17 protein-coding genes and 1 pseudogene are annotated in these 17,234 nt (G+C 64.4%); 12 read left to right on the top strand and 6 right to left on the bottom strand.

Annotation, left to right across the window (positions count from 1 at the left end):
- The first annotated feature begins 4 nt into the window (after positions 1-4).
- Positions 5-481 carry a UPF0262 family protein gene (locus ACFQU1_RS10925; RefSeq protein WP_378132330.1) on the top strand — a complete coding sequence of 159 codons (477 nt, stop codon included), beginning with the start codon at positions 5-7 and terminating at the stop codon, positions 479-481.
- Positions 482-486: 5 nt separating this feature from the next.
- Positions 487-933 carry a low molecular weight phosphatase family protein gene (locus tag ACFQU1_RS10930; RefSeq protein WP_378132332.1) on the top strand — a complete coding sequence of 149 codons (447 nt, stop codon included), beginning with the start codon at positions 487-489 and terminating at the stop codon, positions 931-933.
- Positions 934-942: 9 nt separating this feature from the next.
- Here ACFQU1_RS10930 and ACFQU1_RS10935 read toward each other — a convergent pair whose 3' ends face one another.
- The gene (locus ACFQU1_RS10935) at positions 943-1,659 is read right to left on the bottom strand and encodes a TerC family protein (RefSeq protein ID WP_378132334.1); all 717 of its coding nucleotides are present in this window, start codon (positions 1,657-1,659) and stop codon (positions 943-945) included.
- 315 nt (positions 1,660-1,974) lie between these two features.
- Here ACFQU1_RS10935 and ACFQU1_RS10940 point away from each other — a divergent pair, with 315 nt between their 5' ends.
- Entirely contained in the window at positions 1,975-2,235 is a 261-nt protein-coding gene (locus tag ACFQU1_RS10940; protein WP_378132336.1) for a hypothetical protein, read from the top strand.
- Here ACFQU1_RS10940 and ACFQU1_RS10945 read toward each other — a convergent pair.
- Positions 2,221-2,532, bottom strand: a complete 312-nt coding sequence (locus ACFQU1_RS10945) for a hypothetical protein (protein WP_378132338.1) — start codon at positions 2,530-2,532, stop codon at positions 2,221-2,223. The genes ACFQU1_RS10940 and ACFQU1_RS10945 overlap by 15 nt on opposite strands.
- A 736-nt stretch (positions 2,533-3,268) precedes the next feature.
- Between ACFQU1_RS10945 and ACFQU1_RS10950 the strand changes: the two genes are divergently transcribed.
- On the top strand, positions 3,269-3,688 hold the full coding sequence (locus ACFQU1_RS10950) for a hypothetical protein (protein WP_378132340.1): 420 nt from the start codon (positions 3,269-3,271) through the stop codon (positions 3,686-3,688).
- Between the two features lie 47 nt (positions 3,689-3,735).
- On the opposite strand, the pseudogene ACFQU1_RS10955 reads toward ACFQU1_RS10950, so the two are convergent.
- A pseudogene (locus ACFQU1_RS10955) lies at positions 3,736-5,267 on the bottom strand (gamma-glutamyltransferase family protein).
- Positions 5,268-5,453: 186 nt separating this feature from the next.
- Complete coding sequence (locus ACFQU1_RS10960) at positions 5,454-6,668, bottom strand: ROK family transcriptional regulator (protein WP_378132342.1); 1,215 nt, start codon at positions 6,666-6,668, stop codon at positions 5,454-5,456.
- 238 nt (positions 6,669-6,906) lie between these two features.
- Between ACFQU1_RS10960 and ACFQU1_RS10965 the strand changes: the two genes are divergently transcribed.
- From ACFQU1_RS10965 to ACFQU1_RS11000, 8 genes are all read left to right on the top strand, one after another.
- A complete protein-coding gene (locus ACFQU1_RS10965; protein WP_378132344.1) occupies positions 6,907-8,388 on the top strand; it encodes an ABC transporter substrate-binding protein in 1,482 nt (493 codons plus the stop codon).
- 127 nt (positions 8,389-8,515) lie between these two features.
- The gene (locus tag ACFQU1_RS10970) at positions 8,516-9,454 is read left to right on the top strand and encodes an ABC transporter permease (RefSeq protein WP_378132346.1); all 939 of its coding nucleotides are present in this window, start codon (positions 8,516-8,518) and stop codon (positions 9,452-9,454) included.
- On the top strand, positions 9,451-10,329 hold the full coding sequence (locus ACFQU1_RS10975; protein WP_378132348.1) for an ABC transporter permease: 879 nt from the start codon (positions 9,451-9,453) through the stop codon (positions 10,327-10,329). The genes ACFQU1_RS10970 and ACFQU1_RS10975 overlap by 4 nt, the downstream gene beginning before the upstream one ends.
- Before the next feature lie 22 nt (positions 10,330-10,351).
- On the top strand, positions 10,352-11,599 hold the full coding sequence (locus tag ACFQU1_RS10980) for a Gfo/Idh/MocA family protein (protein ID WP_378132350.1): 1,248 nt from the start codon (positions 10,352-10,354) through the stop codon (positions 11,597-11,599).
- A 151-nt stretch (positions 11,600-11,750) separates the two neighbouring features.
- Positions 11,751-12,392, top strand: coding sequence for a hypothetical protein (locus ACFQU1_RS10985; protein WP_378132352.1), 642 nt, complete (start codon positions 11,751-11,753; stop codon positions 12,390-12,392).
- Between the two features lie 4 nt (positions 12,393-12,396).
- Positions 12,397-13,209, top strand: coding sequence for a hypothetical protein (locus ACFQU1_RS10990; protein WP_378132354.1), 813 nt, complete (start codon positions 12,397-12,399; stop codon positions 13,207-13,209).
- Positions 13,210-13,287: 78 nt separating this feature from the next.
- Positions 13,288-13,758 (top strand): HXXEE domain-containing protein, encoded by a 471-nt coding sequence (locus ACFQU1_RS10995; RefSeq protein WP_378132356.1) that lies wholly within the window; start codon positions 13,288-13,290, stop codon positions 13,756-13,758.
- A 181-nt stretch (positions 13,759-13,939) separates the two neighbouring features.
- Positions 13,940-14,512, top strand: coding sequence for an HXXEE domain-containing protein (locus tag ACFQU1_RS11000; RefSeq protein WP_378132358.1), 573 nt, complete (start codon positions 13,940-13,942; stop codon positions 14,510-14,512).
- 222 nt (positions 14,513-14,734) lie between these two features.
- On the opposite strand, the gene ACFQU1_RS11005 is transcribed toward ACFQU1_RS11000, so the two are convergent.
- The gene (locus ACFQU1_RS11005) at positions 14,735-16,009 is read right to left on the bottom strand and encodes an LVIVD repeat-containing protein (protein ID WP_378132360.1); all 1,275 of its coding nucleotides are present in this window, start codon (positions 16,007-16,009) and stop codon (positions 14,735-14,737) included.
- Between the two features lie 62 nt (positions 16,010-16,071).
- Positions 16,072-17,199: a substrate-binding domain-containing protein gene (locus ACFQU1_RS11010; protein WP_378132362.1), complete on the bottom strand. Its 1,128-nt coding sequence runs from the start codon at positions 17,197-17,199 to the stop codon at positions 16,072-16,074.
- Positions 17,200-17,234 lie beyond the last annotated feature (35 nt).

A 17,234-nucleotide genomic window follows, 5' to 3' on the forward strand; every position in this document is an offset into this window, starting at 1 on the left:
GAGAATGGACGACCGACGCTGCCGGCTCGTGTCGGTGACGCTCGACGAGGTCTCGATCGGCCGGGGCAATCCCGATCAGGAGCATGAACGGGCCGTCGCCATCTGGGACATTCTCGAGGACAATACCTTCGCGGTGCCTGGCGACGACGGCGGGCCCTACGTGCTCTCCATCGCTCTGGTGGACAAGAAGCTCGCGCTCGACATTCGCCGCGAGGACGGCGCGCCGGTCGCCTTCCATGTGCTGTCGCTCACGCCGTTCCGGCGCGTCATCAAGGACTACAAGCTCGTCTGCGACAGCTATTACGCTGCCATCCGCAGCGCCTCGCCGGCCCAGATCGAGGCCATCGACATGGGCCGTCGCGGCCTGCACGACGAGGCCTCGCAGCTCTTGCGCGAACGGCTTCAGGGCAAGATCGACATCAATTTCGACACGGCGCGGCGGCTCTTCACCTTGATCTTCGCTCTTCACTGGAAGGGCTGAGCAGCATGGAGCCGCCGCCCCGCCAGGACCGGCGCATCCGAGCCGTCTTGTTCATGTGCGCGCATAACGCCGTGCGCTCCCCCATGGCGGCGGGCATCGCGCGTCATTTCTTCGGACGCTCGCTCTATGTGGAGTCCTGCGGCGTGCGGCCCGACGATCTCGACCCCTTCGCGGTCGCGGCGATGGATGAGGTGGGCATCGCCATTGCCGAGCACCGGCCCCAGTCCCTCGACGACCTCGTCGATACGAGCTTCGATCTGATCGTGACTCTATCGCCCGAGGCCCATCACCAGGCGCTCGAATTGACGCGCAGCCAGGCGCTCGAGGTCGAATATTGGCCGACCTACGACGCAACGGCCTGTCATGGCACGCGTGAACAGCGGCTTCAGGCCTACCGCGGCGTCCGCGACCAGCTCCTGGAGCGCATCCTGGGGCGGTTCAGGCGCAGCTGAACCGCAGGGTCATTCCGCGCTCTCCGGCGCTGCCTTATGCCGCCTCAGGAAGATCGCGATGGTGACGACCAGGATCGCGCCCACCACCGCGGCCGTATAGAGCAGGCCCGAAACCGGCATCGGCGCTCCCCCATGGGCGGTGTCCGGCGCGACGAGCTGGGACGCCGTCGTGGCGAGTTGGCCGACAATGAGCGGATCCGACACGAGCATCTCGCCGGCGATCCAGCCGAGCAGCAGCGCGCCCGCCCAGACGAAGACGGGAAACCGCTCGACGAGGGTCATGATGAGCGCCGATCCGACCATGATCAGCGGGATCGAGAGGAGAAGCCCGAAGACGAATAGCCATGGATTGCCATGTGCGGCGGCCGAAATCGCGACCACGTTATCCAGGCTCATGACGGCATCGGCGATTGCGATGGTGCGCACCGCCTGCCAGAGACTCGTGCTTTCGCGGATATCCTGCGCGCCGTCCTCCTCGCCGACCGCGAGCTTCACGGCGATCCAGATGAGGAGCAGGCCGCCGGCGATGCGCAGGAAGGGCAGTTCCAGCAGGCGGCTGATGATCAGCGCGAACAAGATGCGCAGGCCGACGGCGGTTGCCGCCCCCAGAAAAATGCCTAATCGCTTTTGCCCGGCTGGCAGCGAGCGGCAGGCGAGGCCGATCACCACGGCATTGTCGCCGGACAAAAGAATGTCGATCCAGACGATCTGGAGGACTTGCCACAAAATTTGTGTATCGAAAGACATTATGGCGGGAGACTTTCAGGCGAATAGCTCCGGATGAGGGGCAGACGTAGCCCGATCACATGACAGGGCCTTCGGGCTTTGCCCCAAATCTCGGCCTCTATGGCGTGCATCGGAGCATCGATAGAGCGGGTAGATATGCCGAACGCTGTGCATTTTCACCACCATTGCCGCACTGGGACAAGGTGCCGCTATGTCGCTGCCGCATGGTTCCGGTGCTCGCAGCACCGGCGATCCGCTTCCCTCGGTGCCGCGGGTGAGGTACCAAGGAGAGTTCAATGGGATGGCGCGCGGATCATGTGGCAGGCCTGGATGCGCTTATCGCGCGATATGACGCTTCTCGGCTTGGAGGCGCAGGAAGTCGTGGCGCTCAGGCTTATGCGCCTCGCTGAAGGCGGCACGGTGGCCGAGGCCGAGGCGGGCCGCATGGTCGACGAGAAGGTCTCGGCCTTTTTCGAAGCCGCCACCACCTTGGCGAGCGGCGGCGCGGCCGAACATGTGGTGAGCAGGTTGCGCCGGCGGGTCCGCGCCAACGGGCGGCGGCTACGGCGCCGATGAGCCTTCCGCGGCTGCGGCGCTGTTGCAGGCGGGGTGCCCGGCGGCATCGCTGGTGATCTGCCCCTCCGGCTTCAGGCGTCCGGTAACCGGATCGCGCCAGACGTGGGCCGTGAGAGCTCCGCAGTCGACCTGCTGCCGGCCGTCGCTCTGGCCGAAAGTAAGCGCCGCCCCGACCCACAGCGCAGTCCCCAGCAATCCGGCGGTCAGCCAGAGAATGCCCTGCTTCGAGAGGCGACGGGCAGCTCGGCCGCCTACGCCGCCCGTGATCAGAGATGGAACGCTGACAAACATTCCCATTGGGCTATCCAAGCCTTCTTTGGGCCGGCGCGCGTGGCGCGTTCTGCGCCAAACGTAGCTCCGACGGCGGATTGTGATCGCTTCAGGGTCTGAGGCTTTCCACGCGGCGCGGCTCTGCCGGCGCGCGGCCGGCGGACGCTGAATTGGCTCACCCTTGCCCGCGACATCTTTGTAGCCGCGGTGACGAGATCAGCATGTTACCGGCCGATCATGGCATCCGTGTGGGCCACGCGTTCGACCGCTCAATCGCGCTGATCCACAGTTTTTCGGCGCGCGCGCCGCGAATCATCTGAAGACGAACAAATAAAGAAGTATGATGATCGAGATCGGAACCCCGAGTATCCAGAGAATGATGCCACGCATTCTGCCTTCCTTTCCTGAACTCTCGGTCCGGATAACAGATCCTGCGCGAATTTGTTCCCGCTTGGCTTGAGGTTGGCCTTCTGTCTCTCAATTAGACAGTGAGGTACTTGGTGCTTCTGTGACCCGGAAATTCATTGCCGTATGCGATCGGTAATAGAGACATGCATCATGAGGATTCGTCCGATTTGGAGCGACGATATTCGGCTGAGCATGAGATGAGCGTCCTGAAATAGACGCGTGACATTTTCTGGCCATGCCAGTACCCCAGATTCGCTTCGATTCGCTGTCAGCGGACTTGCCCCCGGGTTCGTACAGATGTGATGTCGCTGTCGAATTCACTCGCGTATGACTGTGCCCTCGTTGGAGCGTAACCATGACCAATGTTCCGCCACAATCCGATATGGACCAATCGAGCACCGTCGCGGCGCTCGGCCTGCGTTGGGCTGCGTTGCGCGGCATGCTCGCCTCACCGCTGATCAATGCCGAAGACCAGAAGTCGCTGCGCGACGATCTCCTGCGCGAATTGCGCAGCGTCGAGCGGTCGATCGGCGGCATCGAGGCCCGCAATACCTTCGAGGTGTCGGCCAAGATCGATGTGATCAAGGAAGCGCTGACGCATATCGGGTTCGGCGACACGGGCTGGGGGCAGGATCTGCTCGAGAGCATCCGCCGCGACGTCATGAGCCTGACGCAAGGGGCTCCACGGAACGAGCAGCGCCAGCCGGGCGGCCCCATTCGCCAGATGGCAAGGGGCAATGAGAGCGCGCCGGCCCAGCCGCGAAGCGAGGGCTGACGTACCCGGTCTCCGGTCGAGGAAGGGCGGGGGTGTCCCGCCCTCCTTCAGAAGCCCAGCGCCACGCCGTCCTTGCGGTGATCTGAGGCGCCGAAGAGCGCACCGCTCGCTTCGTCGATCCAGATCATCTGGCAGCCGCCGAGCGGTTCGTCGGCAACGCTTGTGCGATGGCCGCGGCCGGCGAGATCGGCCACCGTCGCCTCCGGGAAGGTCGCTTCCAAGCTCAACGTCCCGTCGAAGGCAAAGCTGCGCGGACTGTCGCAGGCATGCTGCAGATCGAAGCCCCGGTCGAGGATCTGCGAGAGAACATGGGCGTGGCCGGCCGCCTGATATTGGCCACCCATCACCCCGAAAGACATCACCGCTCGGCCATTCCGCGTCAGCATGCCAGGAATGATCGTATGCATGGGCCGGCGGCGCGGGCCGATGGCATTGGCATGACCCGGCACGACACGGAAGCTCGCACCGCGATTGTGCAGGAGTACGCCCGACTTCGGCGCATAGATGCCGCTGCCGAAAGCGAAGAAGATCGAATTGATGAAGGACACGGCGTTGCGATCACGGTCGACCACGCTGACATAGACCGTGTCCTTGTGCTCCGTCTCGTCCCACGGCGGTGTCGGCAGGACGGCATCCCGGCTGATGCGGCCGCGCAGCCGGCCGATCGCCTCGTCCGCGAGGACGGCGTCCACGTCGAGAGCGCTGCCCTCAGGATCACCGACGAGCCGGTCGCGCAGGTGGTAGGCGCATTTCGTCGCCTCGGCGAGCAGATGCACCCGGTCGGCCTCGCTGAGCGAGGAATCGGCGAGGTCGAAGCCCGACAGAATGCGCAGGATGATGAGCGCCGCGAGCCCCTGGCCGTTGGGCGGGCATTCGTGCAGTCGATAGCCGCGATACTCGGCTGAAATGGGGTCGACATAATCGGCGCGCTGGGCGGCAAAGTCGTCGACCGTATGGAGCCCGCCGAGCGCCTTGAGGCAGGCGACGATCTCCTCGGCGACCGGCCCTTCGTAGAAGGCCAAGCGGCCATGCTTAGCAATGGCGCGCAGCGTCGCCGCCAGCGCCGGATTGCCCATGCGGCCACCGACCGCCGGCGGCCTACCGCCCGGCAGGAACTGCTTGACTGCCGCCTCGGTCGTCTTGAGCCGGTCGGCGTAGCGACGCCAGTCGAGCTGAACGCGCGGTGTCACGCGGTAGCCGTCTTCGGCGGCGGCGATCGCCGCCGCAAGCACCGCTTCGAGCGGCATCGTGCCATGGTCGGCCGAGAGCCGGCACCAGGCATCGACCGCGCCGGCACGGTGACGGCATGCGGTGAAGTGTCGGGTATCGCCGCGAAATCGCGCTCGCGATACCAGTCGAGCGACGCGCCGGCGGGCGCGCGACCCGAGCCGTTGATGGCGATCGGCATGCCGCCGCGCGGCGCATAGAGCGCGAAGCAATCGCCGCCGATGCCGGTCATATGCGGGTCGACCACGCATTGCACCGCAACCGCGGCGATGGCGGCATCGACCGCATTGCCGCCGGCCTTCAGGATATCGAGTGCGGCGAGCGTCGCGGCGGGATGCGAGGTCGCCGCCATGCCGCGTTCCCCGACGGCGAGGGAGCGCCCGGGGCGGATGAAATCACGGAGCGTTTCCAAGGTGATGTTTTCCGAACCGAAGTGAAGGAGCCCTAGTCTTGCAGAGAATGAGCGGCTGCGAAACACCGCTGTCGCCGGAGCGAGGCTCGGCTCACGCGTGTCGCGTGAACCGGCGAGCCGACTGGCTCACGCGCTGATTCGCCCTTCGACGATGGGCAACGACAAGCCACCGGTCGTGACATCGAGCCCGAACAGGCTGTTGTGCAGCTGACTCAGAGCCGTGCCGATGGCGCCGACCAGAGCGGCGCGGTTGCCGAGGAGGCTCACCTCGATGCGCGGCGTGACATGGCCGCAGCGGGCCAGATAATGGCGGATGCGCTCGAAGAGTTCGAGCCGCACGCCGATGCTGCCGCCGAGGACGACCACCTCCGGATCGAGGACGGCATTGACGGCGACGATGGCCGGGGCGATCAGCCGCGCCGTCTCGTCGATGGCAGTGGCGGCCGCCTCATCGCCCGCGGCGAGGGCGGCGAAGACCTCGCGCACATTGCTTGCGGCCGTGCCGCCATAGCCGCGGTAGCGCTGCAGGATGGCGCGACTGCCGACCGCCGTCTCCAGCGTCCCGAGCGTGAAGCCGCGCGGATCATAGGGATCTCCGCCGACCGGCAGATAGGCGATCTCGCCGGCCGCCCCGCGGGCGCCGCGCAGGAGCTTGCCCTCGGCGATGATGCCCATGCCGATGCCGGTGCCGAGCGCGATGAAGACGAAACTGCGCGTGGCCGCGCCATGGCCCTGCCACTGCTCGCCTTGCGCATGCAGGTTGATGTCGTTCTCGATGGCGACGTCGAAGCCCAGCCGGCTTTTGAGCCCGCCGATCACATCGATGCGGTCGACGCCGGGAATATTGGGCGCGACCTGGATGGAGCCGTCAGTCGAGTCGACCACGCCGGGGGTGCCCATCACGCCGAGGCGCAGCGCCTTGGGCCCGATCTCGGCCGCGGCCGCGAGCCGCCGGGCGAGATCGGCGATCTGGTCGAGGACGTGGACGCCGCCGCGGTGATCGGTCGGCACCTCCTCTTCCTGCACCACGATGCCCTTCAGATCGGCGATGGCCATGCGGATCTTCGTGCCGCCGAGATCGATGCCGAGCACGAAGGCGGCGCGGTCATTGATCTCGTAGGTCAGCGCGCTGCGTCCGATGGCGCCTTGCGTGCGGCCGCGCTCCCTGAGCCAGCCTCGCTCCTCGAGCTCGCGCACGACGTCGGAGGTGGTCTGTTTCGACAAGCCCGTCATCTTGGCGATCTGCGCACGCGAGATCGGGCCCTGGTGCAGCACGGCTTCCATGACCATGCGCAGGGAAATCTGCCGTGCGACGGGAGGCGTCGATGCGTCGGAAGCCATCAGGGCCCTCATTATGTCCGGGGCCTTGACTAAATGGCGCATGAGAACCCGTCAATACGCATCTCCAGAGGCTCGCGCTGTCAGGTTGCAACGGTATTAGGCGCCACTTTGTTCGAGGCCTTTACAAAAGTCGCGGGGCCGTGCCAAAATCGGCGCCGTAGAGCGAGCAGTACAACAATCCAGAAGCGGGGGTTCGGCAGTGAGGATCAGGCATGCGTGGTGGGTCGCGGCGTCCTTGATGGCGGCGACCATGGTGGGGGCGACGGCCGGCTCGGCCGCAACACTCAGGGTCGGCGTTCAGGATGATCCCGACGCCATGGATCCGGCGACGAGCAACACCTATGCCGCCCGCTTCATCTTCAGCGCCATGTGCGACAAGCTCGTCGACATCACGCCGGATCTGAAAGTCGTGCCGCAGCTCGCCACGAGCTGGGAATGGTCGCCCGACCACAAAGCGCTGACCTTCACCTTGCGTTCGGGCGTCAAGTTTCAGGACGGCACGCCCTTCGACGCCGAGGCGGTGAAATTCAACATCGAGCGCATGAAGACCATGCCGGAATCGAGCCGCAAGGCCGAGCTCGCTTCGGTCACGGGTGTCGATGTGCTCGATCCGCTGAAGGTGCGCCTCAATCTCTCGCAGCCCTTCGCGCCGCTGCTCACCACGCTGACGGACCGCGCCGGCATGATGGTGTCGCCGAAAGCAGCCAAAGAGCAGGGCAGCAATTTCGGCGTGCATCCCGTCTGTGCCGGGCCTTACCAGTTCGTCGAGCGCAAGGCGCGCGATGTCGTCCGGCTAAAGAAATTCCCGGATTACTGGAACGCCAAGGACATCGGCTACGACGCGGTCGACTACTACTATATCGAGGATTCGACCGTGCGCCTCGCCCGCCTGCGTGCCGGCGACCTCGACCTTATCGAGCGCGTGGCGCCGACCGATCTAGGCGCGGTGCGCGGCGACGGCAATGTCACGCTCCATTCCATCGGTGGCCTCGCCGTCTCGCATCTCATGATCAATATGGGCGCCGGCGAGAAGGCCAATAATCCGCTCGCCAAGGATGCGCGCCTGCGCGAGGCCTTCGAGCTCGCGCTCGATCGCAACGTCATCAACAAAGTCGCTTTCAACGGCGAATTCCTGGCCGATAACCAGATGATCCCGCCGTCGAGCCCCTTCTACAGCAAGGCGCATCCCGTGCCGGCGCGCAATATCGAACGCGCCAAGGAGCTGATTGCCGCCACCGGCCAGACCCGCGTGCCCGTCGAGATCACCTATGCGAATGCGCTCACCGACAACCGCGTCGGGCAGATCGTGCAGTCGCTCGCCTCGCAGGCCGGCTTCGACGTCAAGCTCCTGCCGCTCGAAAGCGCGACCGCCATCGAGCGCTATCTCAACGGCAATTTCCAGGTCTTCATCGGCAATTGGAGCGGCCGCAGCGATCCCGACGGCACGCTCTATGCCTTCTTCTCCTGCAACGGCTCGCAGAACGTCAATAAATACTGCAACAAGGAGCTGCAGCAGGTGCTCGACGAGGGCCGCGCCGAGAGCGACGATGCCGCCCGCGTGAAGATCTACGAAAAGGCGGCGGACATCTATCTCACCGACCGCCCGACGATCCCGATCTACCATCCGAACTGGTTCTTCGCCGCACGCAAATCGGTCGACGGCATCGTCATGTATCCGGACGGGCTCCTGCGGCTGACCGGTGTGAAGCCGAAAAGCTGATCGGGGGGAGGGCCTCGCCCGGCAGGGGGAGTGCCGGGCGAGGCTCGCCGTCTGGCCCCTCCCGCTTGTGGGCAGGGGTGAGGGGGCGGGATTACGCCAGTAGAGCAAGCGCCGAACGGACCTGTCGATGATCGGCTTCATCCTGCGCCGCCTGGCGCTCGCGATCCCGACGCTCTTCCTGGTGTCGGTGATGGTCTTCGGCCTGCAGAAGCTCCTGCCCGGTGATCCGGCGCTCGCGCTCGCCGGCGAGGAGCGCCAGCCCGAGGTCATCGAATATCTGCGCGAGAAGTACCACTTCAACGATCCGATCCCCGTGCAATACGGCTATTGGATCGGCGCGGTGCTCCACGGCGATTTCGGCACCTCGGTGCGCACCAAGCTGCCGATCGGCACCATGATCGTCGAGCGCCTGCCGGTCACCATCGAGCTCGCCGTGCTCTCGATGATCTTCGCGCTCGTCATCGGCCTGCCGACGGGAATTCTGGCGGCGCTCGGGCGCGGCACGATCATCGACTATGCCGCGAGTTTGCTGGGCCTTGCCGGCCTCTCCATCCCGAGCTTCTGGCTCGGCATCATGCTCATTCTTCTCTTTTCGGTCACGCTCGGCTGGCTGCCTTCCGGCGGCTATGTCAGCCCCTTCGAGAGCCTTGCCGGCAATCTTGAAGCCATGCTGATGCCGAGCCTCGTGCTCGGCACGGCGACGGCCGCCATCATCATGCGCCACACCCGCAGCGCCATGCTGCAGGTGATGCAGCAGGACTATATCCGCACGGCCCGCGCCAAGGGCCTGCGCGAGGGCTTCATCGTCGTCCGCCATGCCCTGCGCAACGCGATGATCCCGGTGGTTACCATGACGACGCTGCAATTCGCCGAGATGCTCGCCGGCGCCGTGCTGACGGAACAGGTCTTCGGCATTCCCGGCTTCGGCAAGATGATCGTCGACGGCGTCTTCAGCCGCGATTATGCGGTGGTGCAGGCAGTCGTGCTCTGCACCGCCGCGGGCTTCCTGCTCATGAGCCTCGTCGCCGATGTCGCCTATCGGCTCTTGAGCCCGAGGCTCGCATGACGACGCCGCCTACCCTCGCCACCGCCGCCCCGACCGCCGCCCTGCCGGCCCGCCCGCAGGCCTGGCGCAGGCTCTTTCGCCAGTCGAATGCGCTTGTCGGCGGCACCATCGTCCTCGTCTTCTGCCTCGCCGCGATCGCCGCGCCCCTCATCGCGCCCTATGATCCGAACGCCTCCGACTGGCTCGCGGTGCGCGAGGCGCCTTCTCTCGCGCATCTCTTCGGCACGGACGATCTCGGCCGCGACGTGCTCTCGCGCGTCATCTTCGGCGCGCGCGCCTCGTTGTCGGCCGGCGTCATCTCCGTCGTCATCGCCATGCTGGTCGGCGTGCCGTTCGGGCTCATCGCCGGCTATTTCGAGGGGCTCGCCGACATCGTCATCTCGCGCTGCACGGATGCGCTGCTCGCCTGCCCCTTCCTCATCCTGGCGATCGCCTTCGCTGCCTTCTTGGGCCCCAGCCTGCAGAATGCCATGGTGGCGATCGGCATCTCGGCCATGCCCGTCTTCGTCCGCCTCGCTCGCGGCCAGGTGCTCGTCGTCAAGCGCGAGGAATTCGTCGATGCGCTGCGCTCCATCGGCGTGCCGGACCGCCGCATTCTCGTCCGCCACATCGTGCCGAATGTGCTGCCGCCGCTCATCGTCCAGGGCACGCTGACCATGGCGATCGCCGTCTTGGCGGAGGCGAGCCTCGCCTTCCTCGGCCTCGGGCAATTGCCGCCGGCGCCCTCCTGGGGCTCCATGCTCGACACCGCCCGGCAGTTCCTGTCCGAGGCGCCGTGGATGGCGGTCTGGCCCGGCCTTGCCATCGTCACCGCCGTCATCGGCTTCAACCTCTTGGGCGACGGCCTCAACGACGTGCTCAACCCGAAGAACTAGACCAAACGCCAAGGATCCTCCGATGTCGCTGCCCACTCTCTCCACGCTCCGCATCGGCTTCATCGGCTCGGGCTTCATCGCCCGCTTCCACCTGCAGGCGCTCGCCGGCGTGCGCAATGTGGTGGTCGCCGGCGTCTACAGCCCGCGCGCCGAGCGCCGCCAGTCCTTTGCCGCGCTCGCGGACAGCCTCGACCTCGGCCCCTGCCGCGCCTTCGACAGCCTGGAGGCCATGCTCACCTCCGGCGAGGTCGATGCGGTCTGGATCACCAATCCGAACTACGCCCGCCTCGAGGCCATGGCCGAGATCCATCGCCTCGTGAAGGCCGGCGCGCCGATCCGCGCGGTCGCCTGCGAGAAGCCGCTGGCGCGCACGCTGAAGGAAGCGCGCGAGATGCTGCGCCTCGTGGAAGATGCCGGGCTGCTCCACGGCTATCTCGAAAACCAGCTCTTTTCCACCGCCGTGCAGCGCGGCCGCGACATCATCTGGCGTCGCGCCGTGCCCACCACCGGCCGGCCCTATCTCGCCCGCGCCGCAGAAGAACATTCCGGCCCGCACGAGCCCTGGTTCTGGCAGGGTGAGCAACAGGGCGGCGGCGTCCTCTCGGATATGATGTGCCACAGCGTCGAGGTCGGCCGCTTCCTGCTGACGGCGCCGAACGAGCCGCGCGAGGCGCTCCGCCTCGTTGCCGCCAATGCCACCGTCGCCAATCTCAAATGGACGCACGCGCCCTATGTCGACCGGCTGCGGGCCGCCATGCCCGGCGTCGATTATGCCAAGCGCCCGTCGGAGGACTTTGCCCGCGGCATCCTGACCTTTGCCGATCCCGACGGCCGCGAGGTGATGATCGAGGCCACTACCTCCTGGGCCTATGTCGGGCCGGGGCTCAGGATCACGCTCGAACTCCTCGGGCCGGAATATGCCATGGAGTTCTCCTCCCTCAACACGGGCCTTAAAATCTTCCTGTCGCGCGCCGTGGAGGGCTCGGCCGGCGAAGACCTCGTCGAGAAGCAGAACGCCGAGCAGGGCCTGATGCCGGTGCTGGAGGACGAGCCCGGCATCTACGGCTATACGCTGGAGAACCGCTATTTCGTGGATTGCTTCCGCCGCGGCGAAATGCCCTTCGAGACCTTTCGCGACGGCGTCGCCGTGGTCGAGATGCTGATGGCGCTCTACAAATCCGCCGAGCTCGGCCGCACGGTCGAGCTGCCGGACGCGGACCTCGACACTTACGTGCCCGTGGTGGCGAGGGGGGAGGGTGAGGGAAGGTGAAGGCACGGGGCACCATTCGATCCGCCGTGAAGGCTAGGGTTGCGCCTGCCCAGTTCGAGCCGCTGTCTGAGTAGTCATCCTAGATGCCCAGCGATTGATTCCGCGATCGCTGCAATCGCGCTAACAACTTGTCGTCGAATACACTTGACACATGCTGCTCGCTGCTCAAACTCCCTTCCAGGGGGAGGCGATTCTCGTGTCTACAAGCAAGATTTTTGTTGATTTGAAACAGCGGACTTTCACTATCGAAGTTCCGGATGAACGGCTCGAGGCCATTCTGGATCGAATTGAGTCACTGTTCAAAAATCACACGATTCCCGATGCTGAGATAGGCAGCCCGCTTGTTCAAGATTTCCCATCGTCGGATGATGACGAGGGGGCTTCTGAACGGCCTGAGCCCACTGCCAAAGTGAATTCGGAAGGCGGTAGGAAACGTGCTAAGGGAAATGGTAAGGCCAGGTCTTGGGAATTGGTTGACCTGCCTATGACGGTCGAGCAACGACAGGCTCTAAGAGGGTTTTTTAGTGAGAAGTCACCTGCAACTCAAAATGACCAAGTTGCGGTTGTTGCGGTCAAGCTGAAAGAATTCTTGGGAAAGTCTATGTTTAGTGGAGACGAAATCCACTCTGCCTTCAAAATTGTTGATTTGCCTACTCCTAAGAATTTACCGGCCGTCTTCACTAATATGAAAAAGGGCGGCATTTCAGGTTATAGCAACAGCCAAATAGTGGTTAGCTCTCATACCGAAGATTATGTGTCGTATCGTATGAGCGCTTCCAAAAAGAAGGGCTAAGGGGGTGGACTATCGAAGTTTTTTCGTCTCGACGCTACCACTGCGTGCCAACTTAATTATCGATAGGTCCGTTCTTATTTGTTCTTTCTTGAAGAAATTTGATCATAAGGGGGTGTTATCCATTGGCGAAATATGTCACTTTTTTGAAGAGGCGGATTTAGCCAGACCAAATTCCACGGTCTTGATGAGAAAAATGTCTGCAGATAAGCGAGTATCTGTTCGAGCAAGGCAGGTAAAAGCGTTGCACGCAGCCGATATGTATCTTGAAAAGGCATTTCCTGAGCTATTTACAAGTTTAGCTCCGAATGAGATTCCGGCGATAGATCGTTCTCTGCTGTCGGCAGCACCTTTTATTGATCAATCCTACCGGAGCGATTTAAGTGATATGGCGCGCCTCTATGAGGCTTTGCATGTCCTTGAGAATTCAATGCGTCGGCTGATTCAGGCTGTGCTTGAACGAAAACTCGGTAAAGAGTGGTGGGATGTCGCGGCGAGTAATCCGATGCAGAAGAAACATAAAGATCGTTTAGAAAAGGAGAACACTCGAAAGTGGCTCCCATCCCGTGCGACAACGGGACCATTGTACTCATTGGACTGGTCTGATCTCATTACTTTAATACGGAAATACGAGGCCGATTTCCTGCCTTTCGTAGGGGAGATCGATTTCATGCATCGCTATGCCGATCTTGGGCTCCTGCGGCACGTAGTGGCACACCATGGATTTATTGAGGATAACTCTGAGTTTCAGCGGATCGCGCTCGCACTGCGGGACTGGAATAGTCAAGTTGGTCCGTTAGTGCGGAAAGAGTTCCCCTGATTACCCTCGATCCAGCTTAACCCCCACACCCGTCAGCCATGCTACTCTCCCCCGTCACGGATCCTGAGGGAGATTCGCGTGAGTCTAACCGATCTGATCTGGCTCGCCACGGCGTGCTACGGCGTCCATATTCTCGAGGAATACCAGCTCGATTGGAGGGGTTGGGCGCGCACGACGCTGAAGCTGCCGGTGGAGTGGGCGGACTTTTATGTCGTCAATGCGCTCGTCATCGTCATCGGCATCGTCGCGGCCAATCTCGCCGCCTCCGCGCCGATGCTGGCGCTCGCCTTTCCGGCGCTCATGCTGATCAATGCCACCTTCTTCCACGTGGCACCTTTCCTGCGCACCAAGGGCCGGTTTTCGCCGGGCCTCATCTCGGCACTCGTGCTGTTCTATCCGGTCGGCATCGCCGCCTATTGGCGCGCCGCCGCCGACCGCGTCCTCGACAGCGAGACGGTCCTCGGCTCGCTCCTCATCGGCGCGGCGCTGATGGCCTGCCCCGTCGTCCTCCTGCTCATCAAGGACCGGCCGTATTTTCGGCAGCGGTGATGGGAGAGGGGGGCTGAGCGCTGGTACCAGGGCCGTCATGGCCGGGCTTGACCCGGCTATCCCGATTGGAAAACCTCGGCGCTCCACAACAATCGGGATAGCCGGGTCAAGCCCGGCCATGACGACAGAGCAATCAGTGTGTCATAGCGTCGGCGTTGACGGCGCAGCTGGGAGGGCGGCGATGAAATGGTTCCTGCATAACTGGATGTATGGCGGCTTCATCGCCGGCCTGTTTCTACTCGCCGTGCTGCCGGTGGTGGCCGATGCGCTGAGCCCGGCGCTCATCGCCGTCTATCTGCAATTGCCCATCTACATGCTGCACCAGCTCGAGGAGCATGACCGCGACCGCTTCCGGCGCGCCGCCAATACGCTCATGGCCGGCGGGCGCGAGGCGCTGACGACGCCCGCGGTGGTCCTCATCAATGTCGTCGGCGTGTGGATCGTCGATCTCGTCGCGCTCTATCTGGCGCGCTTCGTCCATCTCGGATTCGGCCTCATCGCCATCTATCTTATGCTGGTGAATGCCGTGGTGCATATCGTCGGCGCCATCGTCATGCGCGGCTACAATCCCGGGCTTGCCACCAGCATTGTGCTCTTCCTGCCCGCCGGCCTTGGCGGGCTCTGGCTGGTCTCCGCCGCGCCCGAGGTGACGGCCGCCGACCATATCCTCGGCCTCGGCATAGCGATCGTCCTCCACGCCGTGATCATCATCCATGTGAAGCGGCGTGCGGCGATGCTGGCGCGGGCGGCGTAGGGACTCGTCACCCCACCCCGGCTCGCTGCGCTCGCCGACCCTCCCCATCGAGGGGAGGGTCGAAACGTCCTCGGGATAACGCGGGACATGCAAAGCCGGCGCCGTTGCCCCTCCCCCTCTGTGGGGAGGGGTAAGGGGTGGGGGTGTAAGCGGCGCGCGAGTCCTCTTCTACCCCCCTCTCCACCTCTCCCCCTCAAGGGGGGAGAGAGCAGGTTGGCGCCTTCACCCCTGGTATTCCAAAATAAACAGCCCGCCGTTGTAGTCGTTGCTGTAGACGAGGCCTTGGGCGTCGACGAAGACATCGCAGGACTGGATGACGCGCGGGCGGTTCGGCCGGTGGTCGACGAGGCGCGCCGGCGCCGGCGGCACGAAGGCCGCGATCTCCTCCGGCCGGTAGGGGTTGCGGATGTCGAACACGCGCACGCCGGCGTTCTGATAGGTGGCGAAGATGAGCTCGGAACTCACGAAGCTGCCCGGCCGGTTCTCGTGCACATTATGCGGGCCGAAATGCCCGCCCTTGCGCACATAGTCGTCTTCCGCCGGCGTCGGGAAGGTGGAGATGCTGACGGGATTGGTGGGCTCGCGGATGTCGAACAGCCAGATGAGCTTGAGCCCGTCCTCCTGGTTGTCGAGCACCGCCTCGTCAAGCACCACGAGGAGGTCGCGGTCGGGCAGCGGCAGGCAGTTGTGCGTGCCGCCGCCGAAGGGCGGCGACCAGTTGCGGTGGGTGATGAGCTTGGGCGCCGTGCGGTCGGCGACGTCGATCATCACGAGCCCGGCGTCGCGCCAGGCGGCATAGGCCGTGTCGCCGCTGATGATGGGGTGATGCAGGCCGTAGCGCCGCTGCGGCGGCCATGTCGGCGTCTCGCCGGCGGCGAGATTCATGCCCGGCAGCCAATAGCGCCCGGCTTCGCGCGGGTTGGCAGGGTCGCTCATGTCGATGCTCATGAAGATATAGTCGGTGAAGCCGTCGAGCAGCGCCGAGACATAGGCCCAGCGCCCGCCCGTGTACCAGATGCGGTGGATGCCGCCGCCGGCGACCGGCATGAAGCCGATCTGCCGGGGCTCGGCCGGCCGCGAGATGTCGTAGACCGTGAGCCCGGCCGTCCAGTCGCGGGCGGCCGCGGCCTGGGCGGCGGCCGTGCCGACCTTTTGGCCGAGCGCGCCGGTGTAATACTGCTTCTCGTCCTGGAACTCGCTCGCCGCGAACATGTCCTTGGCATTGATGACGAGCAGCAGGTCGTCATGCGTTTGCAGATGGATGTTCCAGGTGTTGTGCGGCGCTGCGATGTAATTCACCGGCACGGGATTCCTGGGGTCGCGCACGTCGATGATGCTGAAACCCTTGGAGAACATGTGCCCGGTATAGGCGTAGCCCTTGTTGACCATGAGCTGCACGCCGTCCGGGCGGCCGCCCTGGTCGGAATGGCCGATGAGCCGCATGTTCCGGGCGTGATCGGGCTTAGGCAGATCTTGGCTAGCGACTTGGCTCGCCATGGCAGGTCTCCAAGGGTTCGACTGCGGAAAGGGAAGGGGCGGCCGGGCCGCCCCGGGCTTGTTCAGCTGCCGGCGCCCCAGATCTTCAGATAGGCGTCCGTATAGCCATTGTCGGGATCGTAGACGTCCTTCGCACCGCCATCGAATTTGATGTTCGAGGGAAGGAAGAGATGCGGCGGGGCGACATAGCCGCTGTCCTTCTGGCTGTTGAAGGCGCGGTTGGCCTCGTCGACGATCTGCCAGCCGTGCAGGCGCAGCGGCTCGGCGACGGTCGCCACCTGGTACTCGTTCTGGCGGATGCGCTGGAAGGCGGCGCCGCTGCCGTCGCCGGCGGAAATGTTGCGCGGATGCCCGTCGCCGGCGATGCCGGCTGCGGCGAGCGAGGGCGCCATGAAATCGAAGGTGAGATCATTGATGCTGAGTGCATAGGTCCACTGGCTGCCGTAGCGCTGCAGCAAAGTCGTGGTCAGCGGCGGCATGCGCGTGGAGACGTCGCTGAGCGGCGTGTCGACCACCTCGAGCAGCTTGCAGGTGGCGCAGGCCTTGATGATATCGGCCATCGCGTTCGATTTGGCGACGGCGATCTGGTAGACGCTGTCGGTGAAGATCACCGCATTGGCCTTGCCGTCGGAATCGGCCACCGCATAGGAGGCCGCGGCCTTCGCGACTGCCAGCGGGTCGGTCGTGATATTGGTGAAGAGCTTCAGCTTCTCGTCGGGACCGGGCTTGGCGGCGGCATGCCAGCCAAGGATCACGATGCCCTGCTGCGCGGCCTTCTCGAGGCCGGCGATCTGCTCATTGGCGTCGACCGCGCCGAGGATGATCGCCGAGGGCTTGGAGGCGATCGCCTGGTCGATGGCCGTGGAGCGTCCGGACACCGTGCCCTGGCCGTCGATGAGGCGGAAGGTCCAGCCGATCTTCTCGGCCGCCTCCTTCACGCCCTCGCCGACGCCGCGGGCGCCGCCGTTGCGCTGGTCGGCCGACACATAGATGAGGGTCTTGCCCGCCGTCGCCCGTGGCCCGGTGGTCGGGCCGTCCCAGGGCGGGTTGGGTTTGCTCGCCTGTTCCACATAGGCCCTGGCGTCGGAGACGGCATCGGCCGCGGCCGGATGCGCGGCCAAGATCAGGGCGGATGAGGTGACGAGTAGAACGGCAGCGATCGATTTGGCTGGCATGGCGCAGATTGACATGGGCAGGCTCCTGTTCCTCCGGATCGGCGATTTGA

The organism is Chelatococcus sp. GCM10030263, from assembly GCF_042666455.1.
Lineage (GTDB): Bacteria > Pseudomonadota > Alphaproteobacteria > Rhizobiales > Beijerinckiaceae > Chelatococcus.